This window comes from Streptomyces rimosus, assembly GCF_008704655.1.
Classification (GTDB): domain Bacteria; phylum Actinomycetota; class Actinomycetes; order Streptomycetales; family Streptomycetaceae; genus Streptomyces; species Streptomyces rimosus.
The window spans coordinates 6,575,279-6,601,107 of the sequence record NZ_CP023688.1 but is presented as its reverse complement, the minus strand read 5'-3'; the positions used below and the strand labels follow the sequence as shown (position 1 = coordinate 6,601,107).

The window sequence follows — 25,829 nt, the reverse complement described above, 5'->3', positions numbered from 1 at the left end:
GAACCGACAAAGGACCCTTACGTGAACATCCGCTCCCTCACTAGAGGCGACGGCGTGGTGATCGGAGCAGCGGTGTTGCTGTTCATCGCCTCGTTTCTCGACATCAGCTCGTACGACGGCTCCGACTGCACCGGCAGCTTCTGCCCGCAGATCACCTCGACGAACGCCTGGGACGCGCTGCCCCTGCTGATGGGCATGTATCTGGCCGGCATCATCGCCGCCGCCCTGATCGTCGTAGCGCGGGCCCTGCCGCGGCCCCTGAAGGTCGCCGGTATCGACCTCGGTCAGTTCGGCGTCGCGTGGACCGTGTTCGTCGCCTGGTTCGCCTTCTGGACGACCGTCAACAGCGGCGGCGCGGGCGCCGGGCTGATCCTCGGCCTGATCGCCGCGCTGGTGCTGGCCGGCGGGGCGGTGGCCACGCCGCTGGTGCCCGCGCTGAAGGCCGGTCTCATCCCGGCCCCGCGGCCGCAGACCCCGTCCCCGTACGGCGCGGCGCCGGGCCAGGGGTACGGCTACCCCGGTGCCCACCAGCAGCAGCCGGGCCCCGGCGGGTACGGCTACCCGGGCGCGCAGCAGACCGGCCAGGGCCAGCCGGGCCAGGGGCAGCCGGGCGGTCCGCAGTCGTACGGCGGGCAGCAGCCCTCGCCGGCCGCCGCGCAGCAGCCCGCCCCCGCGGCGGACTTCGCGCCGTTCTGGTTCGCGGTTCCGGTCGCGCGCCCGCTGTACGGCGAGGACGGCGCGCCGACGCCGATCGCCGAGCTGGCGCCCGGCACGTGGTACCTGGCCGTGGACCAGCGCGGCCAGGCGCTGGTCGCACAGACGCAGGACGGGCGCCGCGGCGTCCTCCAGGACACGACCGGCATCCAGCGCGGCTGACCGCACCCGGCCCGCGGCGCACCGCGCGACGGCCCCTCGCCCACCCCGGGCGAGGGGCCGTCGCCGTACCACCCTCCCTTCCCTTCCCCTCCCGCGCCTCGTACGCTGCGCCAACGCACTGACGTTCCGTCAAAAGGCGCAGGGGTGGCGGACCGTCGGCCCGACGGAACGGAGGCCCCACCCATGCGACTCGGTCTGGCGCTCGGCTACTGGGGGCGCGGCCCCGACCCCCGGCACCTCGAACTCGCCCAGGAGGCCGAGCGGCTGGGCTACGACTCCGTATGGACCTCCGAAGCCTGGGGCTCGGACGCGTTCACCACCCTCACCTGGATCGCCGCCCACACCTCCCGGATCGGGCTGGGCACGGCCGTCGCCCAGATGGCCGCCCGTACGCCCACCGCCACCGCGATGCAGGCCCTCACCCTGGACCACCTCTCCGGCGGCCGGATGCTGCTCGGGCTCGGCCTGTCCGGGCCGCAGGTGGTGGAAGGGTGGTACGGCCGCCCCTTCCCCGCGAGCCCGCTCACCGCCACCCGCGAGTACGTCGACATCGTCCGCCAGGTGCTGCGCCGGGAAGCCCCGGTGACCCTCGACGGCCGCTTCCACCCGCTCCCCTACCGCGGCCCGGACGGCACCGGCCTCGGCAAACCCCTCAAGCCCATCACCCACCCCCGCCGCGCCGGCCTCCCCGTCCTCCTCGGCGCCGAGGGCCCCAAGAACATCGCCCAGACCACCCGCATCGCCGACGGCTGGCTCCCGCTGTACTGGTCCCCGTACCGCACCGACGTGTACGAGGCATCCCTCGCCGACGCCCCGGACGGCTTCCGCATCGCCCCCATGGCCCGCGCCCAGGTCTGCGACGACGTGGCCGAGGGCCTGCTCCCGGTCAAGGCCATGCTCGCCTTCTACATCGGCGGCATGGGCCACGCCACCCGCAACTTCCACGCCGCCCTGATGTCCCGCATGGGCCACCCCGAAGCCGCCCACCGCATCCAGGCCCTGTTCCTCCAAGGCCACCGCGACCAGGCCGTCCAAGCAGTCCCCGACACCTTCGCCGACGAAATCTCCCTGATCGGCCCCCGCACCCGCATAGCCGACCGCCTGGCAGCGTGGCGCGCGGGACCGGTGACGGACCTGCTGGTCACGGCACCGGATGTGGAGACGTTGCGGGTGGTTGCGGAGGTGAACGGCTGACCCCAGGTGCCACCCGCCCGACCCGAGAGGATGAACCAGGCTCATTCCACCGCTTCTCCGGCCGCCTGCCCACCTAGCTTCGCGGTATGGAAGCTCCGTACGCCCTGGAGATCGAACCCGAGGCACGGCACCTGGAAGGCTCCCTCCGCGAGCTCCGCCGAAGACGCACAGGTTCAGCGAGCCGTGCGGGCGCAGAAGGAGTGCGAAGCGGAACACGGCCCGGCAGCGACCGAGGATCACCGGACCTTCGAGGAGAACGCATGAGTCGCGGATACCACACGCGGTGGGAGGTCCCGGACGAGCACCGGGCGGATCCCGCCTACGTGGAGGCGAGTGCGGCGATCGCGCTCGGGCAGGCGGTGTTCGATGCTCGCGGCGCGCTCGGGATGTCGGTGGGCGAGCTGGCTCTTCGGGCCGGTCTCGGTGCGGAGGAGGTCGAGCGGATCGAGGGCGGCGGGACGGTACCAACCCTGCCGCTGCTGCGCCGCCTGGCGCACGCCCTCGATGCTCAGCTCGACCTCTCCATCGACTCGGACGAGGTGTCACTGTCCTTCGTGCCGCACGCCGCTTGATGCGGAGCGGCCCGTCAGGCGCGTCCCCCCCTCAGAGCTTCGCCGCCTCCAGCCACTCCTCCAGGAACGCGCGGTCGCCTATGACCTCGATGCCCGGGGTGTCCACCGGGAGGCGGCGGTAGTAGACGCGGAGGAGGTCGGTGAGGGGGCCCTGGAGGGTTACGGTGGCGGGGTCGGGGGTGTGGCGGTAGGTGGCCTTGTCGCCGGTGTAGTCGAGGAGCCAGTCGGCGGGGGCGCCGGGCGGGGCGTCGGTGGCGTGGAGGCGGAAGGTGCGGCCGGTGCCGAGGAGGCGGGCGGCCGGGTGGTCGGGCTTGAGGAGGGGGGCCAGGCAGACCAGTTGGGTCCACTCCTCCATGGTGTCGGCGGCCACTTCCGGGTCGAGGGTGAAATCGGCGCCCGTCGCGGACGCCGCGTCCGCCCGGTGGACAACCGTCTCGTGGGTCATCCGGCGGGACCAGAAGACCGTCGGCTGGTCCGGCATCCAGGCCCACAGCAGGGTGTCGCCGCCCGCCTCGCGCAGCGCCTCGACGACGCGCCGCGCGCCGTCCGCCAGCCAGGCGTCCAGGGCTTCCGGGTCGTCGCCCTCGGGGCCCCGGTGGTTGGGGACCGCGTCGAACGGGACCATCTCGTTGGCCCGGGTCCGTACGGTCGTGTCCACCCAGCGGTGCGCGCCGCCGACATGGCGCAGGAGGTCTTCGATGGTCCAGTCCGGACAGGTCGGTACGGTCGTCTTCAGGTCGGCGCCGCGGACGGTCTCCCGGAGCAGGTCGGTCTGGGCGAGGATCTCGGCGCAGTAGCGGTCGTGGTCGAGGGTGCCGGTCATGGTGATCGTCATGAGGCGAACAGTAGTGCGTGGGCGGGGCGGAGGGCCGCCCGTTTTCTCCACGAACGGGGCGCCGCCGCCCGGGAGTTGTTTATGCCGGGCTTATGTGGCTACCCGGCTGTCATGTCCAGGAGACACCGCTACGGAAGCAGTCAGGCGGCCCGGGCCGTCACCGTCGTCGCCGACCTCACGGCCGTCATCCTCGGCCTGTGGATCGTGATGTACCTGCTCGACGCGAACCGCGCCAACGACCTGGTGCACTTCGTCCAGGGCGGGGCACGGTGGCTGGCGGGCTGGTCGTACAACCTCTTCACCTTCGACGCGGAGTGGCTGCGGACGCTGCTGAACTACGGGCTGCCGGCGCTCGTGTACCTGGTGCTGGGGCATGCCCTGGCGGCCCGTATCCGGCGGATCGAGCACTGAGGAAGGGGAGGGGCGGCGCCCCGCCCCTCAGCGGCAGCAGTCCGGGGTCAGGCCCGTGGGCAGGCGCTCGCCCCCGAAGACGGCCGTGGTCGCCTCGTCGCCGCCCAGCGCGGCCACCGCGAGCAGCATCGAGCCCGCCGTCCAGGACGTCTGCTCCTCGGGCCAGACCGCGTCGTCGTCGAAGACGTAGCCGGTCCAGTACATGCCGTTCTCGGCGCGCAGGTGCTGGACCCATTTGAGAATCTGCACGGCGCGGTCCGACTCGCCCATCGCCCAGAGCGCGAGGGCCAGTTCGGCGCTCTCACCGCCGGTGACCCAGGGGTTGGGCAGGACGCACCGTACGCCGAGGCCGGGAACGACGAAGTCCTCCCAGGCCGAGTCGATGCGCTCCTTGGCGGCGGTGCCGCTCAGGGCGCCGCCGAGGACCGGGTAGTACCAGTCCATCGAGTAGCGGGACTTGTCGAGGAAGCGCTCGGGGTGGTGCTGGATGGCGTGGCCGAGCCGGCCGAGGGCCAGTTCCCAGTCGGGCTGCGGTTCTTCGCGCTGTTCGGCGATGGCGAGGGCGCAGCGCAGTGCCTGGTAGATGGAGGAGGAGCCGGTCAGCAGCGCGTCGGTGACGGGCGTGCCGTCGTCCTCGCGCTTCCAGCCGATCTCGCCGCCGGGCTGCTGGAGCTCCAGGACGAATTCGACGGCCGCGTAGACGGCGGGCCACATGCGGTCCACGAAGGTGTCGTCGCCGGTGGACAGGTAGTGGTGCCAGACGCCGACGGCGATGTACGCGCAGAAGTTGGTCTCCCGGCCGCGGTCGGTGGGCGCCGCGGCGTCCCCGTCGGCGTAGGCCGCGTACCAGGAGCCGTCCGAATTCTGATGCCGGGCCAGCCACTCGTACGCGGCCTCGGCGCGCTCGTGCTCCCCGGCGGCGTCCAGGGCCATGGCGGCCTCGGTGTGGTCCCACGGGTCGAGGTGGTGGCCGCGGAACCAGGGGATCGCGCCGTCCGCGCGCTGCGTCGCCAGGATGCCGGCGACGGTGCGCGCCGCCTGTCCGGCGGTCAGGACTCCGGGCAGGACCAGGCGTTCCGTACGTCCCGGTGTCGTCACTTGGCGGCCCCGGCGGCGGACGCGGCTTCGGCGGCGGAGTCGGAGGCGGCAGCGTCGGAGGCGGCCCCGGCGGCGGTGGCGGCGGCGTCCGCCGGCAGGTGCGGCTTGACCGCGTACGCGACGAAGCTCTTGCCGATCACCGGGTTGAGCACCCGCTCGGCCATCCGCGTGGCCAGCGGCTTCTTCATGATGTCCCAGACCAGCAGCTTGTGGTACGCCTTGACCGGCAGCGCCTGGTCGTTGTCGACGCCGAAGGCGCACTTGAGCCACCAGTACGGGCTGTGCAGCCCGTGCGCGTGGTGGGTGCCGTAGGGCTTGAGGCCCGCCTCGCGCATCTTGCCGAGCAGTTCGTCGGCCTTGTAGATGCGGATGTGCCCGCCCTCGACCTCGTGGTACTCGTCGCTGAGCGCCCAGCAGACCTTCTCCGGGCCGTAGCGCGGCACGGTCACCGCGATCCGCCCGCCGGGCCGCAGCACCCGCACCATCTCGGCGAGCACACCCTTGTCGTCGTGGATGTGCTCCATGACCTCGGAGATGATGACGACGTCGAAGCTCGCGTCGGGGAAGGGCAGGGCCAGCGCGTCGCCCTCCATGGCGGTGGCGGTGGCGCCGGCGGGCGCCTCGCCGGCCTCCTTCATGGCGGCGAACCACTTGGCGACCTCGCGGATCTCCTCGGCGTTCCGGTCGAGCGCCACGACCTGAGCGCCGCGCCGGTAGCACTCGAAGGCGTGCCGGCCCGCGCCACAGCCCAGGTCGAGGACGCGGTCGCCCGGCGCCAGCGGGAATCGGGAAAAGTCGACGGTCAGCAAGGGTTCTCTGCTTTCGTCCTGGGGGGATCCGCGGGCAGCTGGGGCCGGCGGCGGCGGGTCATGGCGGTACTGGTCGGTGCCCGGCCGGGCCGCATCAGGCGCGACCGGCGGGGGTCGGTGCGGTGGCGTCCGCGGTGCGGCGGGAGCGGGCGGCGCGCAGGCGTGGGGCCTGGAGGGCGATGGCCTCCCGGTAGCGTTCGGCGGTGCCGATGGCGGCCTGGCGCCAGGTGAAGCGGGCCAGGACGCGTTCGCGTCCGGCGGCGCCGAGGCGGCGGCGCAGGCCGGCGTCGCCCAGCAGGCGGGTCAGCCCGGCGGCCAGCGCGCCCGCGTCGCCCGGTGGTACGGACAGACAGGTCTCGCCGTCCGGGCCGGACACCTCGGGGATGGCGCCGCCGGTGGTGGCCAGCAGCGGCGTACCGGTGGCCATGGCTTCGGCGGCGGGCAGCGAGAAGCCCTCGTACAGGGACGGTACGCAGGCGACCTGGGCGCCGCGGACCAGGTCGACCAGGTCGGCGTCGCTGATGCCCTTGACGAACTCGATCGCGTCGCCGAGGCCGTGCCGCTCGATGGCGGCGGCCACCGGGCCGTCGTCGGCGCGCTTGCCGACGACCACCAGATGGGCCTCCGGGTTCTCCGTACGGACCTTGGCCAGCGCCTCGACCAGGTGGATCAGGCCCTTGAGGGGCACGTCCGCGCTGGAGGTGGTGACGATACGGCCGGGGATCTCGGGGACCGACGGGTCGGGCGAGAAGAGGTCGGTGTCGGCGCCGATGTGCACGACGTGGATACGGCCGTCCCGTACGCCGAGGTGGTCCACGATCTCCTGCCGGGAGGAGCCGGAGACGGTCAGCACCGACGGCAGGCGGCGGGCGACGCGCTTCTGCATCCGGGTGAAGCCGTACCAGCGGCGCACCGAGGCGCGGCGCTGCCAGCCGGTGGCGGCGTCGAGGTCGAGCTGCCGGTCGACGGTGATGGGGTGGTGGATGGTGGTGACCAGGGGCGCGCCGAGGTCGCCGAGCAGGCCGTAGCCGAGGGTCTGGTTGTCGTGCACCACGTCGAAGTCGCCGCGCCGGGCGGCGAGGTGGCGGCGGGCGCGCAGCGAGAAGGTCAGCGGCTCGGGGAAGCCGCCGGTCCACATCGTGCCGACCTCCAGCGCGTCGATCCAGTCCCGGTACTCGCCGCGCTTCGGCGTGCGGAACGGGTCGGGCTGCCGGTAGAGGTCGAGGCTGGGAAGCTCGGTGAGGCTGACGCTGCCGCCGGACTCCGCCTGAACGGGGTCCGCGCGGTCCAGGACCGGGTACGGCTGGGCGCCGATGACCTCGACGGTGTGGCCGAGGCGGGCCAGTTCGCGGGAGAGGTGGCGGACGTAGACGCCCTGGCCGCCACAGAACGGGTTGCCCTTGTACGTCAGCAGGGCGATGCGCAGCGGGCGGTCGCCGTCCGGTGCGGAGGCGGCGGGGGCCTCGGCGGGGTGCGGCGCGGCTGCCTGGACGGCCTCGGCGGACACTCTCGGCCCCCTTCTCGCTGGACTTTCGCCGGAGCGTAACCGCTGGCGCTAATCTAGAACAAGTTTCAGTACGGTTCGGCCGCGGCCGGCCGGCGACCGGTCCGCGACGCCCGCAGGCCAGGGCGGCCGGCGGGCTACTGATCAGTTCAAGGAGCTTCGAATCTACCGGCCGGAAACCTGGTCGAAAGAGCCGCACCAGGTGATTCGCGCCACGACCCGGCCCCCTGCCATGCTGTGCCGATCGCAGGACCGGCACGGGCCGCACCGCGGACGCACTGTCACGGAATGGGACATATGACTACGGACTCCACAGCGGCCGGAGCGGCGCTTCCCGCCGGTCCGCCCCTGACCGCGCGTCAGGAGGCCCGTCGCCGCCGCATCCTGCACACCAGCGCGGAGCTGGCCGGCCGCGGCGGGTTCGACGCCGTGCAGATGCGCGAGGTCGCCGAGGCGTCGGACGTGGCGCTCGGCACCCTCTACCGGTACTTCCCTTCCAAGGTGCACCTGCTCGTGGCGACCATGCAGGACCAGCTGCAGCACCTGCACGCGACGCTGCGCAAGCGCCCGCCGACGGAGCCGGAGCCGGGCGCGCGGGTCGCGCAGACGCTGATGCGCGCCTTCCGTGCGCTCCAGCGCGAACCGCAGCTGGCCGACGCGATGGTGCGCGCCCTGACATTCGCCGACCGGTCGGTGAGCCCGGAGGTGGACACCGTCTCCCGGCTGACCACGGCGATCATCCTGGACGCGATGGGGCTGGACGGCGCACCCACCCCGGAGCAACTGTCCGCGGTCCGGGTCATCGAGCACACCTGGCACTCGGCGCTGATCACCTGGCTGTCCGGCCGGGCCTCGATCGCCCAGGTGAAGATCGACATCGAGACGGTCTGCCGGCTCATCGATCTCACGGCGCCGGCGCCGCGCGCCTGAGCCGGCGGCTACGAACGGGTAACCCCTCAAGGGGCGCACCGGGGGCGCGCACAACCCCCACGCGCTCCCCCTCACCTCCGCTTGGCCAGTTCTCCGGGTCCATGTCAGCGGCATTGCCGGTATGAATTCCGGGTACTCGCAACGGAGCCGGTACACGTGGGTCTGGAGGGGGACTGCAGTGATCCGGGTGCTACTCGTCCACGACATATGTCTGTTCCGATGGGCGTTAACGGAAGTACTCGACCGGGAGAACGACATCGAGGTCGCCGCCGCCAGCACCCGCGACGCCGCGGAGCGGGCGCGGGCGACGCGGCCGGATGTCTGCGTCGTGGACGCGGAGAGCCCCGAGCCGAACGGGACGGGGATACTGCGCAAGCTGGCCAAACTCGCGAAAGCGAAAGGCCCGGTGAAATCACCGGCCCTGCTGGTGCTCGGCTCGGCGCACCGGCCGGGACCGCTGCGCCGGGCCTTCGAGGCGGACGCCCTCGGATACGTCGACAAGGAGGCGTCGCCGGTACAGCTGACCACCGGCATACGGCAGGTGGCGGCGGGAAAACGATTCATCGACGGGTCGCTGGGCTTCGGCTTCCTCCAGGCCGCCGACATCCCGCTCACCCGCCGGGAGCTGAGCGTGCTGTCACTGGCCGCCGAGGGCTCCTCGGTCTCCGAGATCGCCGGCGTCCTGCATCTGTCGACCGGGACCGTGCGCAACTACATGTCCGCCATCACCCGCAAGACGGGAGCCCGCAACCGCGTCGACGCCATCCGCATCTCGCGCGGGGAAGGCTGGCTGTAGTGGCGCGGCGCCGGCGGCGCCGTCCGGCCCCTCGTGGGCCCACCCGCCGGTGAGTTCGCGGTAGAGCGCGGACCGCCGCAGCAGGTCGCCGTGGCGGCCCGTACGGGCGTGCGTACCGTCCATCACCAGCACCCGGTCGGCCCGCAGCGCCGAGCTGATGCGGTGCGCGACGACGATCAGCGTGCCGCCGGGACGGGCCGCGAAGGCCCGTTCGGCGCGGGCCTCGGCCGCCGGGTCGAGGTGGCAGGTCGCCTCGTCCAGGACGACCAGCGGCGCGGGGGCGAGATAGGCGCGGACCAGGGCGATCAGCTGGCGTTCACCGGCGGACAGTTCGGACGGTACGAGGGTGCCGTCCGGCCCGCCCAGCCGCGCCAGCAGCGCCCCCGCGCCGATCTTCTCGGCGGCGGCCAGCAGGTCCGCGTCCGAGCCGTCCCGGCCGTCCGTACACAGGTAGCGCACGTTCTCCCGCACGGTGCCGGAGAAGACGTACGCCTCCTGCGGCACCAGCACCCGGTCCGCGACGGCGGGCCGGCGGACCTCGCCGCTGCCGGGCTCCAGCAGGCCCGCGACCAGCCCGGCGAGGGTGGACTTGCCGATGCCGCTCGGGCCGACGATGGCCAGGTGCCCGCCGTCCGGCACGCTCAGGTCGAGGTCGCGGAACACCGGGTCGGCGTGCGGGCCGTACGCGAAGGTCACGCCGCTGAGTTCGACGGCGGTGCCCCGGTGGGGCGTGCGGTGCGGCCGTGCGCCGTCCGGCCGTGTCGCCGGTTCGGCGGTGAGGCGGCGCAGCACCACGCCGAGGCGGGTGCCGGAGGTGCCCAGCCCGTGCATCAGGCTCTGGAGCGCGGGCAGCAGCGACTGCGTGAGATACGCGAGCGCGCCCACCAGCGCGCCGGGCGTCACCCCGCGGCCGAGCAGCCAGGGCGCGCCGAGCAGCAGCAGGACGATCGGCAGCCGTCCGCTGATCCCGAGGGCGAGCACCCGGCACATGCTCCACCGGGCCAGCGCGGCCGACGCCCGCTGTTCGGCGTCGAACCGCTCGCCCGTGGCGTCCGCCACGGTCCGCTCCGCGCCGGCCGCGGTGATGTCGCGCAGCCCCCCGAGCGCCGCGCCGGTCTCCGCGGCGATCGCCTCGTCCGCCGCGAGGAACGTCTCCTGGCGGCGGGCCATCGGCCGCAGCGCCCAGCCGAACAGGGCGAGTCCGAGCAGCAGCGGCGGCAGCACCAGCAGCAGGAGTACGGGGGCGAGCGAGCACAGGCCGATCAGCGCCCCGGCGGTGACGAAGACGAACGAGCGGGACACCAGCACCAGCCCGGCGAAGGTGTCGCGGGCGATCTCCACCTGGTGGGTGAGCCGGGAGACCGCGGCCCCGTCGGGCGCGTACAGGGCGCGGCGGACGACCTTGCGCACCAGGCTGTCGCGCAGCGGTTCCACCAGGTCGGCCACGGCCCCGTAGACCCGCGCGGTGCCGTAGGCGCCCGCACCGACGCAGACCGCGGCGGCGGCCAGCCAGCCGATGCCGACGGCCGGCGCGCCGCGCAGGAACCCGTCGTCCAGGGCGCGGGCCAGCGCGAACCCGAACAGGAAGGTCTGCGCCGACTCGACCAGCGACCAGCCCGCGAGCCTGCCCAGGACCTGGCGCCGCCGTATGAGGAAGCGCGGTCCGGAGCGGCGCAGGGGCTCGCCGGGAACGGTCCCGTGCCGCCCGTCCGTCACGGCTTCAGGCATGCGCGGCCTCCTTGGGGGCGGTGGCGAACAGTGCCCGGTAATCGGGCAGTTGCCACAGCTCGGCGTGCGGCGCAAGGGCGCGAATTCGTCCGTCGTCGAGCCAGGCCACCAGGTCGGCGCGGGCGGCGGTGGCCGCGCGGTGGGCGACGACGATGCGGGTGGCGGCCTTCACGTCGCGCAGCAGGGCGCGGGTGACGTGCAGTTCGGTGACGGTGTCCAGGCTGGACGTGGCGTCGTCGAGGATGAGCAGCCGCTCGGCGTGCGCGAAGGCCCGCGCCAGGCCGAGGCGCTGCGCTTCGCCGCCGGACAGGGGCGCGTCCGCGCACCGGGTCGCGTACCCCTCGGGCAGGCGGTGGATGAAGGGGGCCGCGCAGGCGGCCTCGGCGGCGGACTCCAGTTCGGTCTGGCCGGGCGCGTACGAGCCGAGTGCGAGCGTGTCGCGGAGGGTGGTGCCGAGGACGGCCGGGCGCTCGAAGGCGTAGCCGACCGCGCGGCGCAGGGCGTCGTGCGTCAGGTCGGGCAGCGGTACGTCGTCCAGGACGACGCTGCCGGAGTCCGGGTCGGCCAGCCGTCCGGCGACCGCGGCCAGCACGGACTTGCCGGTGCCGGAGCGGCCGACGACGGCGACCGAGGTGCCGCCGGGCACGGTCAGGTCCAGGCCGCGCAGGACGGTGCGGTCGCCCCGCGTCACGGTGACGCCGTGCAGCTTCAGCGTGCCGTCGCCCGCGCCGAGGGGCCGCCTTCCGTAGCGCATCGCCGGGACGTCCAGGGCCTCGGCGATGCGCCGGGCGGCGGCGCGGGCGTGCACCAGGGTGTTCAGCTGGCCGACGATCTGGCCGATGCCGGTGGCCAGGGCCGCGTACCGGGACGCGGCGAGCAGGCCGCCGATGGTCACCTCGCCCTGCGCCAGCCGGACACCGGCGACGCACAGCACGGCGATCTGGAGCAGCGGGACGAGCATGGCGGCCTGGGCCGTGGACCGGCCCAGGACCTCCCACATGCGGTGGCCGTGCCGGGCGAGGCCGGGCAGCGGAGCGAGGATGCGGGCGGTTTCGCGGCGCTGGGTCCCCGCGGCGGCGATCGTACGGGCGCCGCCGACCGCTTCGACGAGGCGCTTCGCCATGTCGCCCTGGTGCTCCTGGTAGCGCGCGACGCAGTCGCCGGTGGCCCGCGCGAAGGCGCGCAGCAGCAGGGCCAGCAGGGGCATGCCGAGGAGGAAGACGGCGGCGGTCCACAGGTCCACGTACGCGAGGGCGATCAGCGCGCCGACCGGGGTGATGACGGCGGCGAGCGAGGCCGCCAGGGCGGTGGGCGCGGTCCCGGCGTGGGCGGCGTTGCCGACGACGCGGGTGACCAGGTCGCCGCTGCCGTACCGCTCGGTGGCGCGCGGCCCGGCGGCGAGGAGGTGGCGGGTCAGACGCCGCCGTACCCAGGCCGTGCCGCGGGCGTCGGTGATGCCGGTGAGCAGTCCGTCGAGGGCGTCCAGCAGGACGATCAGGCCGGTCAGGACCGCGCAGAGGACGAGCCAGGGGGCAGCAGGGCGGTGGGCGAGGAGCAGGTCGAGGGTGTGCCCGAGGGCGCCGGGGAGGGCCAGGCCGAGGCCGGCGGACGCGACGGTGAGCAGCAGCAGCGCGGTGGCGCGCGGGGCGCTGTGGCGCAGGGCGCCGCCCAGCAGCCGGTCGGCGGGGGTGACGGTCACAGGCTCTCCTACGACAGGTGTGCGTGCGGCCCACGCACGGGCCGCACGCACGTCCGGATCACAACTTCCGGATAGGTGCTACCGGTTCAGGCATTCCGGTAGCAGCGCAGTCCTGTCAGAGACAGAGGAGAACGCTCGCCTGGCTCGCGCAGAGCGTCAGGCTGATGGTGCTGCCGCCACCGCCGCCGTGCTCGGGAGCGTCCATCGCCTGAAGGTCGAGAAGCGCCATGACACTTTCCTTTCACTTATGGGGACGTTGTTGTACTGGTGTTACTGGTGTTGCTGCGGTTCCGGGCGAGCGGGTCGCCCCGCGGTGCCCGGGTTTACGGCTCCGGCACGCGGCCGGAGCCGGTCTCAGGGCCGCCGGTGCTCCTCCTCGGAGGGCGGCGGCGGAAGGAAGGGCAGGTGGACGGGCCGGTCGTGCAGGGCCGCGCCCAGGCCCAGGAGGACGCCGGCGGACCCGGTGGCCAGGTCCATCGACAGACGCATCATCTGGTCGCCGGGGAAGGCGAGGTGCTTCCGGTAGGGCATCGCGTACCACCCCAGGCAGGAGATCTGTGCGGCCAGTTCGCCGTCGAGGTCGGCCGCCGGTGTGGTGGTCCGCGCGAGATGCAGGACGCATCCGGCGCGGCCCCGGAAGAGGCCGGGCTGTACGTAGAAGCGGGACATCGCGGCGGGCAGGATCGCGGTGCGCGCCCGCTCGAACTCCTCGTCCGCGCGGTGCCGCAGATAGTCGTCGAGGACCGTGGCGATGCCGACGCTGCCGCCGCCGAGATACGGCATGGTCCGCCAGCCCTCGTCCACGACCAGGGCGCCGTCCTTGTCCCGTACGCAGCGCGCCAGGTCGCGGCGGAGCGCCTCGGCCGCCATGTCGAGCAGCCCGGCGTCGCCGGTGGTCTCGTACAGCCGCAGGAAGAGCAGGGCGGGCCCGGTGGCGCCGCGCAGCAGGCCGGCCCGCTTGCCGCAGGCGTCGAGCCGGTCGGCGGCGTGCCCGGCGGCCTCCAGGGCCCGTTCGCGCAGTTCGCGTTCGCCGCGGGTGCGGGCCAGGTCCTCCAGGGCCAGGCCGACGCCGGCCAGGCCGCCGTTCAGGTCGGGCGCGAGGCGGTGCCACTTCTCGGCGAGGACCTGTTCCAGCAGGTGCGAGGCGCGGTCCCGGTGGCCCAGCCGGTCCAGGACCCAGGCGACGCCGGACAGCCCGTCGTAGAAGCCCAGCGGGGTGCCGGGAGGGGGCGGGGCGGTCTGCCGCAGCAGCCATTCCTCGCCTTCCTCGTACCGTCCGGCGCCGGTCTCGGCGAGGGCGTGGAGCACACCCGCCGCGCCGTGCGCGATCCCCAGGCCGCCACCGTCCGAGAACTGGGCGATGTCGCCGGGGAAGAGCCGGTCGGTGCGCTCGGGGGTGGCCGAGGCGAGGATGCCGCGGACGATGGAGTCGCGGCTGTGCGGCCAGTCGGCGGGCTCGGCCGGGAGGTAGGGCGCGGGTCCGGTGCGCCGCTTCGCGGTCTTCGGTCCGGCGGAAGCGTCCGCGCCGGCCGCGTCCGGTGCTCCCTGGATCACCTCGACCGCCCCGGCCAGGAACTCGGCCGGTACGTCGGGGAATTCGTGCGCCGCGATCTCGGCGAGGTGCGCGGCCTTGTCCCGGTCGAGCACCAGCAGCGAGGTCATCGGCAGGAACAGGGCGAGCCGCAGACAGGCGAGGGCGTAGCGGTCCACCTCGACGCCGATGCGGTCGGCGGGCGCCATGAAGCCCGGGTGGGCCAGCGTCTGCCGCAGCTTCGCACCGTCCACCGCCGCGGCCTCGAAGTCCAGCAGCCGTACGCTGCGTTCGTCGGGCGCGACCATGATGTTGAACATGTGCAGGTCGTTGAAGACGACGCCGTGGCGGTGCAGGACGGCCACCGTTTCCTCGACCGCGGCGTGGATGTCCAGCGCCCACCGGGTGTAGTCGGCGAGCCGCTCCGGACTCGGGGAGGCCGAGGTCAGCGGGTGCCGCTCGGCGAAGAAGGCGTTGAGGGTGCGCCCCTCCAGGAAGTCCATGACCAGGAAGCGGTGGTCGCCGAGGAGGAACCAGTCCCGGACCTCCGGCGCGACGCCGCTTCCGGACAGCTTCTCCAGGGCGGCCCGTTCGCGCTCCAGACGGGTCACCGCGTCGGCGCCGTCGGCGGCCAGTCCGGCGTGCGGACGTGCCTCCTTGAGGACCACCTTGTCGCCGGTGCGCCGGTCGCGCCCCAGGTAGACGCCGCCTCCGTTGGAGAAGTGCAGCGCCGACTCGATCTGGTACGGCAGGTCCGCGACGGTGGTGGCATTACGGGCGGCGAGCTGCGGGGCGAGGAAGTCCGGCAGCTTCACCCACTCCGGCGGGCTGAAGCGCGGGTCGCGCCGGTCGGGCACCAGCTTGCCCTCGGGGTTCTCGATCGCCCCGACGAGGCTGCCGTGTTCGTCGACGCAGAAGCGCCGCGCGAAGCCGCCGTAGCGTACGTACAGCGGGCCGTCGTTCCACCGCAGGTCGGTGAGGATGTACGGGCCCGGCTGGCCCTCCAGCAGCGCGCCCAGCTCGCGCAGCACGGTGTGCAGCTGCCGCTCGTCCGCCGGGTAGATCGTGGCGAACTTGCCGCTGCCGCCGCGGTCGGCGTACTTGGAGTTGCGCATGTGCATCGGGCGCGGCCCGGGCACGAACTTGAACGGGATCAGCCGGTCGACGCAGTAGTCCCACACCTGGGAGGCCGTCTTCTCGGCGTTCTCCATACAGGCCGAGACATGGATCTTCCAGCCCTGCGGGGGCAGTTCGGGGTGCGGCCGGCCGTCGGCGTCGACGGGGTTGACGTGAAGCCAGTCCCCGGAGAGGAAACACCGCCACCCTTCGGGGACTGCGCGCTGGGCCGCTTCGTAAAGAGGGCTGCCACCGGAGGTGGTTCCGTTGCCGGCGGACAGACGGTCCGGGGTCTCGTAGAAGAGTCTGTCGGCGAGACAGTACACCTCGTACCGTTTGTCCATCGTCTCCCCCCTCGGCGGCGTGGCATTGAGATTTCCACGCCGCCGGGGAGTGGTAACAGTCACAGATGTCATGAGGTAACTGTGAGAAGTTCACGGGTTACCGACGGTACGTACCGGTGGACGCATGCGGCTCTGCCGTGGCGCCCGGCGGGGATGCCCGCTCACTCCTCCGGCGGGAAAACGGCCTCCCCCGTACGGGCGTCGGTCACGCTGATGGCCTCGACGGGGCAGCCCTCCGCCGCCGCCAGCACGTCGTCGGACGCGGCGCACTCGGGCCGTACGGGATGCGACTGGCGGGCCGCGTCCAGTTCGAAGCCGCCGGGCGCGGTGGCCACGCACATTCCGGAGCCGATGCACACGCCCCGGTCCACCTCCACGTACCAGCGGGGTCCCGCCTCTTCGGGCGCGCCCTCGCCGGGCCCCGCCGGGCCGTCCGTACCGCTCATCCTCGCCTCACCCCTCCGCCGGCAGGTGGATCGTCTTGTACTCCAGGTACGCGCCGAAGCCCTCGGGCCCGAACTCCCGCCCGATGCCGGAGTTCTTGTAACCGCCGAACGGGCCCAGCATGTCGATGCTGAAGGTGTTCACGGAATAGGTGCCGGTGCGCACCCGCCGCGCGATGTCGACGCCATGAGCGGTGTCCGCGGTCCACACCGAGCCGGACAGCCCGTAGTCGGAGTCGTTGGCGATGCGCACCGCCTCGTCCTCGTCCTCGTACGGCAGCAGGCAGAGCACCGGGCCGAAGATCTCCTCGCGGGCGATCCGCATCGCGTTGGACACCTCACCGAAGACGGTCGGCTCCACGTACCAGCCGCTGTCCATGTCCTTCGGCCGCCCGCCGCCGGTGAGGACCTTGGCGCCCTCCCGCTGCCCGATCCCGATGTAGTCCAGCGAGCGCTGCCGCTGACGCCGGGCGACCAGCGGGCCGAGCTCGGTCGCCGGGTCCAGCGGGTCGCCGACGCGCAGGGCGCGGGCGGCGGCGACGAACCGTTCGGCGGTCTCGTCGTAGCGCTCGCGCGGCACCAGGACGCGCGACTGGGCCACGCACGCCTGCCCGTTGACCAGCCAGGCGAACGGCGCGATGCCCGCCACCGCGGCGTCCAGGTCGGCGTCCGGCAGGATGACGGCCGCCGACTTGCCGCCCAGTTCCAGCGTCACCCGCGTCAGGTTGCGCGCCGCGACCTCCATGACGCGCTTTCCCGCCGCGACCGATCCGGTGAACGCCACCTTGTCCACGTCCGGGTGCCCGACCAGGTACTCGCTCACCTCCCGGTCCGCGGGGAGGATCGACAGCACGCCCGGCGGCAGCCCCGCCCCGCTCACGATCTCCGCCAGCAGGTAGGCGTCCAGCGGCGTCTCGGGCGACACCTTGAGCACCACCGAGCAGCCCGCCAGCAGCGCCGGCGCCAGCTTGGCCGCCGCGGTGAACTGCGGCACGTTCCACGGCACCACGGCCGCCACCACGCCGACCGGCTCCCGCCGCACCAGCAGCGGCCCGAGCGCCCCGGCCCGGCGCTCCTCGTACGGGAAATCGCGCGCGACGGTGATCGCCGCGTCCCAGACCATCATCGCGGCCAGCGCCTGCACCATGACGGCGGAGGTGTACGGGGTGCCGTTCTCGGCGCTGATGACCCTGGCGATCTCCTCGCTGCGCGCCGCGAAGGCGTCCTTGATCCGCGTGACCACCGCGATCCGCTCGTCGAGCGGGGTGTCCGCCCACACCCCCGAGTCGAAGGAGGTACGGGCCGCGGCAACGGCGCGGTCCACGTCGGCCCGCGAGGCGTGCGGCACCCGGCCGATGACCTGCTCGGTGTGCGGCGAGACCACCTCGATGGTGCCGCCGCCACCGGCCGGGTCGGCGAACTCGCCGCCGATGTAGAGACGTTCGTGCTCGACGAGTGCGCTCATGACTGCCGCCTCCTGCGGGTGGGCCGGGTCGGTGGGCACGGTGTGCGGGGTTCGCGTCCGCGGTGCGCGGTGGGCGGTGCGCGGTTCGCGGAGATTTCCTGACGCCCCATCAGGACTGATACCAGTTCCAGTTATGCTGGGCAATGCCCGGCACGGGGTGCGGCCCGGCCGCGCGGGAGCGGAGGTGCGGCGGATGACGGCAGCGGCCCGGACCGGGGCGGCGGAGGCCGGGCCCCGGGTGACCGACCACCGGGGCGGCGTGTGGTCGATCGCCGTCCCCATACCGGACAACCCGCTCGGCCACACCCTCGTCCACCTCGTGGAGACCGGCCGGGGGCCGGTCCTCGTGGACACCGGCTGGGACGACCCGGACGCCTGGGACACCCTCACCGCCGGGATCACCGCCTGCGGCTTCGACGTCACCGACCTGCACGGCGTCCTCATCACCCACCACCACCCCGACCACCACGGCCTCTCCGCCCGCGTCCGGGAGGCGTCCGGCGCGTGGATCGCCATGCACGCCGCGGACGCCGACGTCGTCCGCCGCACCCGGGAAGCCGAACCCGGCCGGTGGCTCGACTACCTGGTCACCAAGCTGACCGCGGCCGGGGCGCCCGACGAGCACCTCGCACCCCTGCGGGCGGCGCGCGCCGAGGGGCGGGTGCGCGGCCTCCCCGGGCAGCGGGCCGCGCTGCCCGACCGCGAGATCACCCCCGGCGCCCTCCTCGACCTGCCCGGCCGCCGCCTGCGCGCCGTCTGGACGCCCGGCCACACACCCGGCCACGTGTGCCTGCACCTGGAGGAGGACCACCCGGCGCAGCGGCCGGGCCACGGCCGCCTCTTCTCCGGCGACCACCTGCTGCCGGGCATCAGCCCGCACATCGGGCTGTACGAGGACCCGGACGACACCACGCCCACCGACCCCCTCGGCGACTACCTGGCTTCCCTGGAACACGTCGCCCGGCTCGCGCCCGCCGAGGTGCTGCCCGCCCACCAGCACGCCTTCACGGACGCCGCCGGCCGGGTGCGCGAACTGCTCGTCCACCACGAGGAGCGCCTGGCCGGGCTGCGCGCGCTGCTCGCCGTACCGCGCACGCCCTGGCAGCTCGCCGAGGCCATGGAGTGGAACCGGCCGTGGGAGCGGATCCCGTACGGATCGCGGAACATCGCCGTCTCGGAGGCGGAGGCTCATCTGCGGCACCTGGTCCGGCGGGGGCTGGCGGAGGCGGTTCCCGGATCGGAGCCGGTGACGTACCGGGCGGTGTGAGGACCGGGCGGTACGGGGTGCGCACGTGCCGGGCCCGTACCCGGGACACCCGTACCCCGCCGGTTAAGGTGTGCGAGACAATTTCATCCCGTGCCCGATCGGGGGAAGCCGGTGGAAATCCGGCGCTGACCCGCAACCGTGATCCGGGACGTACGGCATCCGCGCGCCGGCCGGCCGCCGGGACCGGGTACCGGTCCCGCCCCAGCCGTCCGCACACCACCCGTACGCCCGGCGAGCCGGAGCACCCGCTGGGGCACGACCAAGGCTCCCGCCACCGCAAGGCCGCGCCTCCTCGCGCGGACGCCCGGTGCGCGGCACCGTCGAGGTATGCGGAGCTGAGCCCGGTGCCACCGCGGCCGATCACCGGATCGGCGGGCGGCTGGGCGTCCGAGTGCGGCTGCGCACCCCACGCAGACCCACCGCGGCACCCACCGCACGAACCGACCGGAGAGGCACCGACCCGATGGCCACCACGGCTTCCCAGGCCCCCCTGGCTCCCAGGGCTTCCACGGCCCCCACCCGCGCCGTCCTGGCGCGCCGCGCCGCCGCGGCGCTGGCCACCGCCGCCGTGCTGTGCGCGGCCGGTGCCCCCGTGGCGGTCGCCGACGCGCCCGCGCCGAACGCCCAGGCGTCCAAGCTGCCGGACGGGCTGTACGGCACCAAGGACCCGCAGTACGACGGCGTCTGGCGGCAGTCGCTGGCGCTGCTCGCCCAGCGCACCGTCGGGGTGCGCCCGTCGGTGACGGGCGTCGACTGGCTCGCCGGGCAGCAGTGCTCCGACGGCGCCTTCGCCGCCTTCCGCGCCGACCCGGGCAAGGCGTGCGACGACAAGACGATGCGGGACACCAACCAGACCGGTGCCGCGGTGCAGGCGCTGGCCGTGCTCGGCGGGCACGACGACGCCGTACAGAAGGCCGTGAAGTGGCTGAAGTCGGTGCAGAACGACGACGGCGGCTGGCCCTCGATGAGCGGCACGCCCAGCGACGCCAACTCCACCTCGGTGGTCATCGGCGCCCTCAAGGCGGCGAACCTGAAGCCGGAGTCCGTCAAGAAGGGCGACAAGTCCCCGTACGACGCGCTGGTCTCCTTCCAGCTGGGCTGTGACGCGAAGGAGAGCGAGCGCGGCGCGTTCGCCTTCCAGCCCAAGGACGGCAAGCTGGCCCCCAACGCGGACGCCACGGCGGCGGCCGCGCTCGGCGGGCTGGGCCAGGGCTTCGCCGTCGACCCGGCGGGCAAGGACGTCAACGAGCCGGTCACGCCCCTGAAGTGCCCGGGCGGCGACCGGAAGCCGGACCCGAAGCAGGCCGCCGGGGCCGGCGCCGCGTACCTGGTCGCGCAGCTCGACGCGAACGACCAGCACCTGAAGTCCGCGATGCCCGGCGCCGGGGACCAGCCCGACGTGGGCAACACCGCGGATGCCGTGGTGGCGCTCGCCGCGGGCTCGCACGGCGACGCCGCGCAGAAGCCGCTGAAGTGGCTGGAGAAGAACTCCGCGAACTGGGCCAAGGAGGCCGGACCCGCCGCGTACGCGCAGCTGGTGCTGGCCGCGCACGCCGCGGGCGGCGACCCGCGCCACTTCGGCGGCGCCGACCTGGTCGCCCAGCTCAACGCCACCGGCCCGAAGCCGGCCGGCAGCTCCGCGCCGTCCGCCACCCCCGAGAAGGACGCGCAGGACCAGGACGAGCAGGGCGCCGGCGTGTGGTGGGTCTTCGGCATCGTCTTCGTCGCGTGCGTCGGCGTCGGGTTCCTGATCAGCGGCCGCAAGAAGAAGAACGGCAACTGATGCGACGCTCGCCACGGTCCCGCTCCGCCCGCCTCCTCGGCGCCCTGGCCCTGGCCGGCACGGTCACGGCCCTGGGCGCCGCGCCGGCCCAGGCCCAGGACTACCGCTACTGGTCCTTCTGGGACGGCCCGGCGGCAGGCGCTTCGGCGTCCAAGGGCGGCGGCTGGTCGTACGCGACCGAGGGCCCGGCCACCTCCCGGCCCCGGGACGGCGCCGTGGCGGGCTTCCGCTTCACCGTCAGCGCCGGCTCGGCCGAGGCGGGCAGGCCGCGGCGGGCGGCGGACTTCGCCGCGATCTGCGCGAAGACGCCCGCCGAGGACGGCAAGAAGCGGGTCGGGCTGGTGCTCGACTTCGGTACGAAGGCGGAGGCGCCGCGCGGCGAGACGCCGCCGGACATCCGCACGGAGTGCGCGCGGCTGCCGGAGGACGGCACGGTCGGTGACGCGCTCGCCGCGGTCGCGGGGCCGCTGCGGTACGACGCGAACGCGCTGCTGTGCGCGATCTCCGGGTATCCGAAGGCGGGGTGCGCGGAGAAGGCGGAGCCGGGGGCGGGGGCCGGTTCTGCGTCCGGGGCCGGTTCGGGGTCACCGGAGCCCGGGGCTTCCGCAAGCGCGTCCGCCGCCGGGAAGCAGGCGGACGGTGACGACTCGGGCGGTCCCTCCGCCGGGCTGATCGGCGGCATCGCGGCCGTGGTCGTCCTCGGCGCGGCGGCCGGGTGGCAGGCGCGCCGCCGCCGCGGATGAGCGCCCTCGCGCCCCGGGCCACCCGCTCCACCGCGCTGCACGCCGGCGCCTGGTGGCTGTGGGCGCTGGGCCTGGCCACCGCCGCGTCCCGGACCACCAACCCGCTGCTGCTCGGCCTGCTGATCGCCGTCGCGGGGTATGTCGTCGCGGCGCGCCGCACGGACGCGCCATGGGCCCGTTCGTACGGCGCGTTCCTCAAGCTGGGCCTGCTGGTCATCGGCATCCGCCTGGTCTTCGCGTTCTTCCTCGGCTCCCCCATCCCGGGCACGCATGTGCTGGTCACGCTGCCGGAGGTGCCGCTGCCCGAGTGGGCGCGCGGTGTGCGCATCGGCGGCCGGGTCACCGCCGAGGGCATGCTGTTCGCCTTCTACGACGGGCTGAAGCTGGGCACCCTCCTCATCTGCGTCGGCGCCGCGAACGCCCTCGCCAGTCCGGCGCGTCTGCTGAAGTCGCTGCCGGGCGCGCTGTACGAGGCGGGCGTGGCGGTCGTCGTCGCGATGACGTTCGCACCCAATCTCGTCGCCGACGTGCAGCGGCTGCGGGCCGCGCGCCGACTGCGCGGCCGCCCGGACCGCGGTTTCAAGGCGCTCCTTCAGGTCGGACTGCCGGTCCTGGAGGGCGCGCTGGAACGCTCGGTGTCGCTGGCCGCGGCCATGGACGCGCGCGGCTACGGCCGTACGGCACAGGTCCCGCCCGCCATACGGCACACCACCACCGCCCTCACCCTCGGCGGCCTGCTCGGGGTCTGCGCCGGTACGTACGGGCTGCTGGCCGACACGGGTGCGGCGTACGGCCTGCCGGTGCTGCTCGCCGGGCTGGCAGCGGCACTCGGCGGGCTGTGGCTGGGCGGGCGCCGCTCCGTACGCAGCCGCTACCGGCCCGACCGGTGGGGCGTGCGCGCCTGGCTGGTGTCCGGGTCCGGCGTCGCGGTGGCCGCCCTGATGATCTGGGCGAACTCCGCCGACCCGGCCGCCCTGCACCCGCCCGCCGTACCGCTCACCGCGCCCGTCCTCCCGCTGTGGCCCGCGGCCGGTGTGCTGGTGGGGCTGCTGCCGGCGTTCGTCGCACCGCTGCCGCCGCGGGCGGAGCAGCCGGTGGAGACCGTGGAGCCCCTGGAGAAGGAATCCGGGTGGGTACGGACAAGGAAGTCACCGGCGCCGGGCGCGCAGCCGCACACGAAGGAGTCCCCCCAGTGATCCGCTTCGACCAGGTGTCGGTCACCTACGGGGACGCCGCCGAGCCCGCCGTCCAGGGCATCGACCTGACCGTGCCGGAGGGCGAACTGTGCCTGCTCGTCGGCCCGTCCGGGGTCGGCAAGTCCACCGTGCTGAACGCCGTCTGCGGCCTCGTACCGCACTTCACCGGCGGCACCCTGCACGGCCGCGTCACCGTCGCCGGGCGCGACACCCGCACCCACCGGCCGCGCGAACTCGCCGATGTCGTCGGCACCGTGGGCCAGGACCCGCTCGCCCACTTCGTCACCGACACCGTCGAGGACGAACTCGCCTACGGCATGGAGTCGCTGGGCCTGGCCCCGGACGTGATGCGGCGCCGCGTCGAGGAGACCCTCGACCTCCTCGGCCTCGCCGACCTGCGCGACCGCGCCATCACCACCCTCTCCGGCGGCCAGCAGCAGCGCGTCGCCATCGGCTCGGTGCTCACCACCCACCCCAAGGTGCTGGTCCTGGACGAGCCGACCTCGGCCCTCGACCCGGCCGCCGCCGAAGAGGTGCTCGCCGTACTGCAACGTCTGGTGCACGACCTCGGCACCACGGTCCTGCTGGCCGAGCACCGCCTGGAGCGCGTCGTGCAGTACGCGGACCAGGTCATCCTGCTGCCCGCCCCCGGCGCGCCCCCGGTCATCGGCGCGCCCGCCGACATCATGGCCGTCTCCCCCGTCCACCCGCCGGTGGTGGCCCTGGGCCGCCTCGCCGAGTGGTCGCCGCTGCCGCTCTCCGTACGCGACGCCCGCCGCAAGGCGTCCTCGCTGCGGGAGCGGCTGATGGGGGTGGAGCCGGGGGGTACGGGGCTGGAAGCCGCGGGCCGGAACGGCGCCGGGCCGGAGATGGCCGGTACGGAGGCGGACGCCGGCAGCGTCCGGCGGGAGACGGGCGGGACGGAGACGGCCGGGACGATGACAGCCGGTGCGGACGCCGCGTCCGAGGCCGGGGCCGGTTCTGTCGGCAGCGGTGGCGCCCGTAAGCGTCTGGGCTGGTGGCGGCGCCGGGAGGCCCGTACCGATGCTGATGCGGGGGCTGCCCCCGGCGCACGGCCCGCGCCGGCCCCCACCCCGCTCCCCGTCGCCACCGACCGGCCCCTCGCCGCCGAGGCCGTGGGCCTGTCCGTACGGCGCGGCCGGATCGACGCCCTGCACCGCGTCGACCTGACCGTACGCGCCGGCGAGACCATCGCCCTCATGGGCCGCAACGGCGCGGGCAAGTCCACCCTGCTCGGCACCCTCGTCGGCATGCACGAGCCCGCCGCCGGCTCGGTACGCGTCGGCGGCACTGCGCCGCACCGCACCGGCCCGCGCACGCTGCTGCGCCACGTCGGCCTCGTACCGCAGGAACCGCGCGACCTCCTGTACGCGGACACCGTCGCCGCCGAGTGCGCCGCCGCCGACCACGACGCGGACGCCGCCCCCGGCACCTGCCGGGACCTGGTCACCCGGCTGCTCCCGGACGTGGCCGACGACACCCACCCGCGCGACCTCTCCGAAGGCCAGCGGCTCGCCCTCGCGCTGGCCGTCGTGCTCACCGCGCGCCCGCCGCTGCTCCTGCTCGACGAGCCGACCCGCGGGCTGGACTACGCGGCCAAGGGCCGCCTCGTACAGCTGCTGCGCGGGCTCGCCGCCGAGGGGCACGCGATCGTCCTGGCCACCCACGACGTCGAGCTGGCCGCCGAACTGGCGCACCGCGTCGTCATCCTCGCGGACGGCGAGATCGTCGCGGACGGCCCGACCGCCGAGGTCGTCGTCTCCTCGCCCGCCTTCGCGCCGCAGGTCGCCAAGGTGCTCGCACCGCTCCCCTGGCTCACCGTGCCCCAGGTCGCGCACGCGCTGGAGGCGACGGCATGACCCGCCACGACATGACCCGTCACGGCACGGCCCCCCACAACGGCCGCGACCTGCGCACCGCGGCGGACCGGCAGGTGCGGGCCGTGCGGCTGGGGCCGCGGTCCGTCGCCGCGCTCGTGCTCGTCTCGGTCATCGGCGTGATGGCCTTCGGATGGCCGCTGCTGGCCGACTCCTCCTCCGGGCTCGCGCACTCCAAGGACGCGCCGTGGCTGTTCGCGGCCATGCTGCCGCTGCTGCTCGCCGTCGTCGTGGCCACGATCGCCGACACCTCGGCGGCCTCCGCCACCCGCGGCACGCCCAGCCTGGACGCGAAGGCCATCGCCATGCTCGGCGTCCTGGCCGCCGCGGGCGCCGCGATGCGCCCGCTCGGCGCGGGCACCGCCGGCATCGAGCCGATGTTCTTCCTGATGGTGCTGGCCGGGCGGGTACTGGGGCCGGGCTTCGGCTTCGTGCTCGGCTCGGTGTCGATGTTCGCCTCCGCGCTGCTGACCGGGGGCGTGGGGCCGTGGCTGCCGTTCCAGATGCTGTCCATGGGGTGGGTGGCGATGGGCGCGGGGCTGCTGCCGGGCCCGGACCGGCTGCGCGGGCGCCGCGAACTGGTCATGATCGCGCTGTACGGCGCGGTCTCCGCCGTCCTGTACGGCCTGGTCATGAACCTCCAGGGCTGGCCGTACATCGGCGGCATGGCCTCCGGCGTCTCGTTCGTACCGGGCGACCCGCTGCCCGACAACCTGGCCCGCTTCGTGGCGTACTGCCTGGCGACCTCCCTCGGCTGGGACCTGCCCCGCGCCGCGGTCACCGTGATCCTGACACTCACCCTGGGCGGCACCCTCCTCAAGGCCCTGCGCCGGGCGACACGGCGGGCGGCGTTCGACGTACCGGCGGCGTTCAGCACCCAGCAGCCTGGGGCCGCACCGGGGCCGGTATCGGAAACACCATCTCCGGACGCTCCCAAGTAGCTCTCGGCGGCGCCGCGGGTACGGTCCCCACCCGCCGCGCCCCCACCCTCCGGTAGAAGCCCTCGGCCGGCGGATGCGACACCACCCGTACGCTCCGGAGCCCGGCCGCCCGCGCCTCCTCCTTCATATGCGCCACGAGCCGCCGCCCCAGCCCCGTCCCCTGAGCCGCATCGGCCACGAACATCAGATCCAGCTCGGCCGCGTCCGCCAGCAGCGCGTAGAACCCGAGGACCGCTGCCGGGTCCGCACTTCCGACGGGGGCCGCGCCCTCGCCTTCGCCCTCCGCCAGGAACACCCGGTGCCGGGCGATGTAGTCAGCAGTCACCCGATACCCCTCGACCATCGGCGCGTACGCCCCCCGGTACGCGCCCGATCCCCGCACCAGCTCCGTCAACCGCTCCGCGTCCCGCCCACAGGCCCGCCTGATCACCATCACGCCCCCCACGCCCCGTAACGAGTAATACCCACCTACGATCCGAGCCTATTACGATCCCCCGCGCAACCCCAGCCCCACCTGTGACCTCACGCACAGGACTTCCGTCACATACGACGCCCCTTCGTAGCCCCGATACCGCTGCCGACCCGCTCCCCGTCGGGCCACGACGGGCGGGACCTTCCACCCCGCATGCGAGATCCACTAGTACGAGCGG

Annotated in this window: 22 protein-coding genes, 1 pseudogene and 1 riboswitch; of the genes and pseudogenes, 12 read left to right on the top strand and 11 right to left on the bottom strand. The window is 74.1% G+C overall.

The window, feature by feature from the left end; genetic code table 11:
* Positions 1 to 21 precede the first annotated feature (21 nt).
* The 3 genes from CP984_RS28635 to CP984_RS28620 all read left to right on the top strand — a co-directional run bounded on the left by CP984_RS28635 (position 22) and on the right by CP984_RS28620 (position 2,642).
* Entirely contained in the window at positions 22 to 876 is an 855-nt protein-coding gene (locus CP984_RS28635; protein WP_078575612.1) for a DUF5336 domain-containing protein, read from the top strand.
* 183 nt (positions 877 to 1,059) lie between these two features.
* Positions 1,060 to 2,070 (top strand): LLM class F420-dependent oxidoreductase, encoded by a 1,011-nt coding sequence (locus tag CP984_RS28630; RefSeq protein ID WP_003982948.1) that lies wholly within the window; start codon positions 1,060 to 1,062, stop codon positions 2,068 to 2,070.
* Positions 2,071 to 2,330: 260 nt separating this feature from the next.
* Positions 2,331 to 2,642 carry a helix-turn-helix domain-containing protein gene (locus CP984_RS28620; RefSeq protein WP_003982949.1) on the top strand — a complete coding sequence of 104 codons (312 nt, stop codon included), beginning with the start codon at positions 2,331 to 2,333 and terminating at the stop codon, positions 2,640 to 2,642.
* A gap of 31 nt (positions 2,643 to 2,673) precedes the next feature.
* Here the strand turns inward: CP984_RS28620 and CP984_RS28615 are convergent, their stop codons facing one another.
* A complete protein-coding gene (locus CP984_RS28615; protein ID WP_371281166.1) occupies positions 2,674 to 3,477 on the bottom strand; it encodes a maleylpyruvate isomerase family mycothiol-dependent enzyme in 804 nt (267 codons plus the stop codon).
* A gap of 111 nt (positions 3,478 to 3,588) precedes the next feature.
* Here CP984_RS28615 and CP984_RS28610 point away from each other — a divergent pair, with 111 nt between their 5' ends.
* Positions 3,589 to 3,888 (top strand): hypothetical protein, encoded by a 300-nt coding sequence (locus CP984_RS28610; RefSeq protein ID WP_003982951.1) that lies wholly within the window; start codon positions 3,589 to 3,591, stop codon positions 3,886 to 3,888.
* A 27-nt stretch (positions 3,889 to 3,915) separates the two neighbouring features.
* On the opposite strand, the gene CP984_RS28605 is transcribed toward CP984_RS28610, so the two are convergent.
* The 3 genes from CP984_RS28605 to CP984_RS28595 form a co-directional block, all read right to left on the bottom strand.
* The gene (locus CP984_RS28605; RefSeq protein ID WP_003982952.1) at positions 3,916 to 4,986 is read right to left on the bottom strand and encodes a prenyltransferase/squalene oxidase repeat-containing protein; all 1,071 of its coding nucleotides are present in this window, start codon (positions 4,984 to 4,986) and stop codon (positions 3,916 to 3,918) included.
* Positions 4,983 to 5,795 (bottom strand): class I SAM-dependent methyltransferase, encoded by an 813-nt coding sequence (locus CP984_RS28600; protein WP_003982953.1) that lies wholly within the window; start codon positions 5,793 to 5,795, stop codon positions 4,983 to 4,985. Before CP984_RS28600 ends, CP984_RS28605 begins: the two co-directional genes overlap by 4 nt.
* A 94-nt stretch (positions 5,796 to 5,889) precedes the next feature.
* A complete protein-coding gene (locus CP984_RS28595) occupies positions 5,890 to 7,302 on the bottom strand; it encodes a glycosyltransferase family 4 protein (protein WP_003982954.1) in 1,413 nt (470 codons plus the stop codon).
* A 294-nt stretch (positions 7,303 to 7,596) separates the two neighbouring features.
* Here CP984_RS28595 and CP984_RS28590 point away from each other — a divergent pair, with 294 nt between their 5' ends.
* Together CP984_RS28590 and CP984_RS42250 are read left to right on the top strand one after the other, a co-directional pair.
* On the top strand, positions 7,597 to 8,229 hold the full coding sequence (locus CP984_RS28590; protein ID WP_003982955.1) for a TetR family transcriptional regulator: 633 nt from the start codon (positions 7,597 to 7,599) through the stop codon (positions 8,227 to 8,229).
* A 121-nt stretch (positions 8,230 to 8,350) separates the two neighbouring features.
* Positions 8,351 to 8,941, top strand: a pseudogene (locus CP984_RS42250) (response regulator transcription factor); the annotation flags it as partial.
* Here CP984_RS42250 and CP984_RS28580 read toward each other — a convergent pair.
* From CP984_RS28580 to CP984_RS28555, 6 genes are all read right to left on the bottom strand, one after another.
* Positions 8,867 to 10,753 (bottom strand): ATP-binding cassette domain-containing protein, encoded by a 1,887-nt coding sequence (locus CP984_RS28580; RefSeq protein ID WP_003982957.1) that lies wholly within the window; start codon positions 10,751 to 10,753, stop codon positions 8,867 to 8,869. The pseudogene CP984_RS42250 and the gene CP984_RS28580 sit on opposite strands and share 75 nt — an antisense overlap.
* Entirely contained in the window at positions 10,746 to 12,452 is a 1,707-nt protein-coding gene (locus tag CP984_RS28575; RefSeq protein ID WP_003982958.1) for an ABC transporter transmembrane domain-containing protein, read from the bottom strand. Before CP984_RS28575 ends, CP984_RS28580 begins: the two co-directional genes overlap by 8 nt.
* 115 nt (positions 12,453 to 12,567) lie before the next feature.
* On the bottom strand, positions 12,568 to 12,681 hold the full coding sequence (locus CP984_RS28570) for a SapB/AmfS family lanthipeptide (RefSeq protein ID WP_003982959.1): 114 nt from the start codon (positions 12,679 to 12,681) through the stop codon (positions 12,568 to 12,570).
* Positions 12,682 to 12,806: 125 nt separating this feature from the next.
* Positions 12,807 to 15,443 carry a class III lanthionine synthetase LanKC gene (lanKC, locus tag CP984_RS28565; RefSeq protein ID WP_003982960.1) on the bottom strand — a complete coding sequence of 879 codons (2,637 nt, stop codon included), beginning with the start codon at positions 15,441 to 15,443 and terminating at the stop codon, positions 12,807 to 12,809.
* Between the two features lie 161 nt (positions 15,444 to 15,604).
* A complete protein-coding gene (locus CP984_RS28560) occupies positions 15,605 to 15,889 on the bottom strand; it encodes a ferredoxin (protein ID WP_003982961.1) in 285 nt (94 codons plus the stop codon).
* 7 nt (positions 15,890 to 15,896) lie between these two features.
* Positions 15,897 to 17,351, bottom strand: a complete 1,455-nt coding sequence (locus CP984_RS28555) for an aldehyde dehydrogenase (protein WP_003982962.1) — start codon at positions 17,349 to 17,351, stop codon at positions 15,897 to 15,899.
* 193 nt (positions 17,352 to 17,544) lie between these two features.
* On the opposite strand from CP984_RS28555, the gene CP984_RS28550 reads away from it, so the two are divergent.
* The 6 genes from CP984_RS28550 to CP984_RS28525 all read left to right on the top strand — a co-directional run bounded on the left by CP984_RS28550 (position 17,545) and on the right by CP984_RS28525 (position 25,179).
* On the top strand, positions 17,545 to 18,618 hold the full coding sequence (locus tag CP984_RS28550; protein ID WP_043977752.1) for an MBL fold metallo-hydrolase: 1,074 nt from the start codon (positions 17,545 to 17,547) through the stop codon (positions 18,616 to 18,618).
* A gap of 102 nt (positions 18,619 to 18,720) precedes the next feature.
* Positions 18,721 to 18,810, top strand: a riboswitch (cobalamin riboswitch).
* Between the two features lie 271 nt (positions 18,811 to 19,081).
* Positions 19,082 to 20,401 carry a prenyltransferase/squalene oxidase repeat-containing protein gene (locus CP984_RS28545; protein WP_078575610.1) on the top strand — a complete coding sequence of 440 codons (1,320 nt, stop codon included), beginning with the start codon at positions 19,082 to 19,084 and terminating at the stop codon, positions 20,399 to 20,401.
* Positions 20,401 to 21,144: an SCO2322 family protein gene (locus CP984_RS28540; protein ID WP_003984201.1), complete on the top strand. Its 744-nt coding sequence runs from the start codon at positions 20,401 to 20,403 to the stop codon at positions 21,142 to 21,144. The genes CP984_RS28545 and CP984_RS28540 overlap by 1 nt, the downstream gene beginning before the upstream one ends.
* Positions 21,141 to 22,340, top strand: coding sequence for an energy-coupling factor transporter transmembrane component T (locus tag CP984_RS28535; RefSeq protein ID WP_043977750.1), 1,200 nt, complete (start codon positions 21,141 to 21,143; stop codon positions 22,338 to 22,340). The genes CP984_RS28540 and CP984_RS28535 overlap by 4 nt, the downstream gene beginning before the upstream one ends.
* On the top strand, positions 22,337 to 24,220 hold the full coding sequence (locus CP984_RS28530; protein WP_003984203.1) for an ABC transporter ATP-binding protein: 1,884 nt from the start codon (positions 22,337 to 22,339) through the stop codon (positions 24,218 to 24,220). The genes CP984_RS28535 and CP984_RS28530 overlap by 4 nt, the downstream gene beginning before the upstream one ends.
* Positions 24,217 to 25,179: an ECF transporter S component gene (locus CP984_RS28525; protein ID WP_003984204.1), complete on the top strand. Its 963-nt coding sequence runs from the start codon at positions 24,217 to 24,219 to the stop codon at positions 25,177 to 25,179. Before CP984_RS28530 ends, CP984_RS28525 begins: the two co-directional genes overlap by 4 nt.
* On the opposite strand, the gene CP984_RS28520 is transcribed toward CP984_RS28525, so the two are convergent.
* Positions 25,109 to 25,612: a GNAT family N-acetyltransferase gene (locus tag CP984_RS28520; RefSeq protein ID WP_030180938.1), complete on the bottom strand. Its 504-nt coding sequence runs from the start codon at positions 25,610 to 25,612 to the stop codon at positions 25,109 to 25,111. The genes CP984_RS28525 and CP984_RS28520 overlap by 71 nt on opposite strands.
* Positions 25,613 to 25,829: the final 217 nt, after the last annotated feature.

Bases quoted from the DNA above. Each gene is read 5' to 3' on its own strand.
- CP984_RS28630 (WP_003982948.1), top strand. From the start codon at position 1,060: ATGCGACTCGGTCTGGCGCTCGGCTACTGGGGGCGCGGCCCCGACCCC.
- CP984_RS28620 (WP_003982949.1), top strand. From the start codon at position 2,331: ATGAGTCGCGGATACCACACGCGGTGGGAGGTCCCGGACGAGCACCGG.
- CP984_RS28615 (WP_371281166.1), bottom strand. From the start codon at position 3,477: ATGACGATCACCATGACCGGCACCCTCGACCACGACCGCTACTGCGCC.
- CP984_RS28610 (WP_003982951.1), top strand. From the start codon at position 3,589: ATGTCCAGGAGACACCGCTACGGAAGCAGTCAGGCGGCCCGGGCCGTC.
- CP984_RS28590 (WP_003982955.1), top strand. From the start codon at position 7,597: ATGACTACGGACTCCACAGCGGCCGGAGCGGCGCTTCCCGCCGGTCCG.
- CP984_RS28580 (WP_003982957.1), bottom strand. From the start codon at position 10,753: ATGCCTGAAGCCGTGACGGACGGGCGGCACGGGACCGTTCCCGGCGAG.
- CP984_RS28570 (WP_003982959.1), bottom strand. From the start codon at position 12,681: ATGGCGCTTCTCGACCTTCAGGCGATGGACGCTCCCGAGCACGGCGGC.
- lanKC (WP_003982960.1), bottom strand. From the start codon at position 15,443: ATGGACAAACGGTACGAGGTGTACTGTCTCGCCGACAGACTCTTCTAC.
- CP984_RS28560 (WP_003982961.1), bottom strand. From the start codon at position 15,889: ATGAGCGGTACGGACGGCCCGGCGGGGCCCGGCGAGGGCGCGCCCGAA.
- CP984_RS28555 (WP_003982962.1), bottom strand. From the start codon at position 17,351: ATGAGCGCACTCGTCGAGCACGAACGTCTCTACATCGGCGGCGAGTTC.
- CP984_RS28550 (WP_043977752.1), top strand. From the start codon at position 17,545: ATGACGGCAGCGGCCCGGACCGGGGCGGCGGAGGCCGGGCCCCGGGTG.
- CP984_RS28545 (WP_078575610.1), top strand. From the start codon at position 19,082: ATGGCCACCACGGCTTCCCAGGCCCCCCTGGCTCCCAGGGCTTCCACG.
- CP984_RS28540 (WP_003984201.1), top strand. From the start codon at position 20,401: ATGCGACGCTCGCCACGGTCCCGCTCCGCCCGCCTCCTCGGCGCCCTG.
- CP984_RS28535 (WP_043977750.1), top strand. From the start codon at position 21,141: ATGAGCGCCCTCGCGCCCCGGGCCACCCGCTCCACCGCGCTGCACGCC.
- CP984_RS28525 (WP_003984204.1), top strand. From the start codon at position 24,217: ATGACCCGCCACGACATGACCCGTCACGGCACGGCCCCCCACAACGGC.
- CP984_RS28520 (WP_030180938.1), bottom strand. From the start codon at position 25,612: ATGGTGATCAGGCGGGCCTGTGGGCGGGACGCGGAGCGGTTGACGGAG.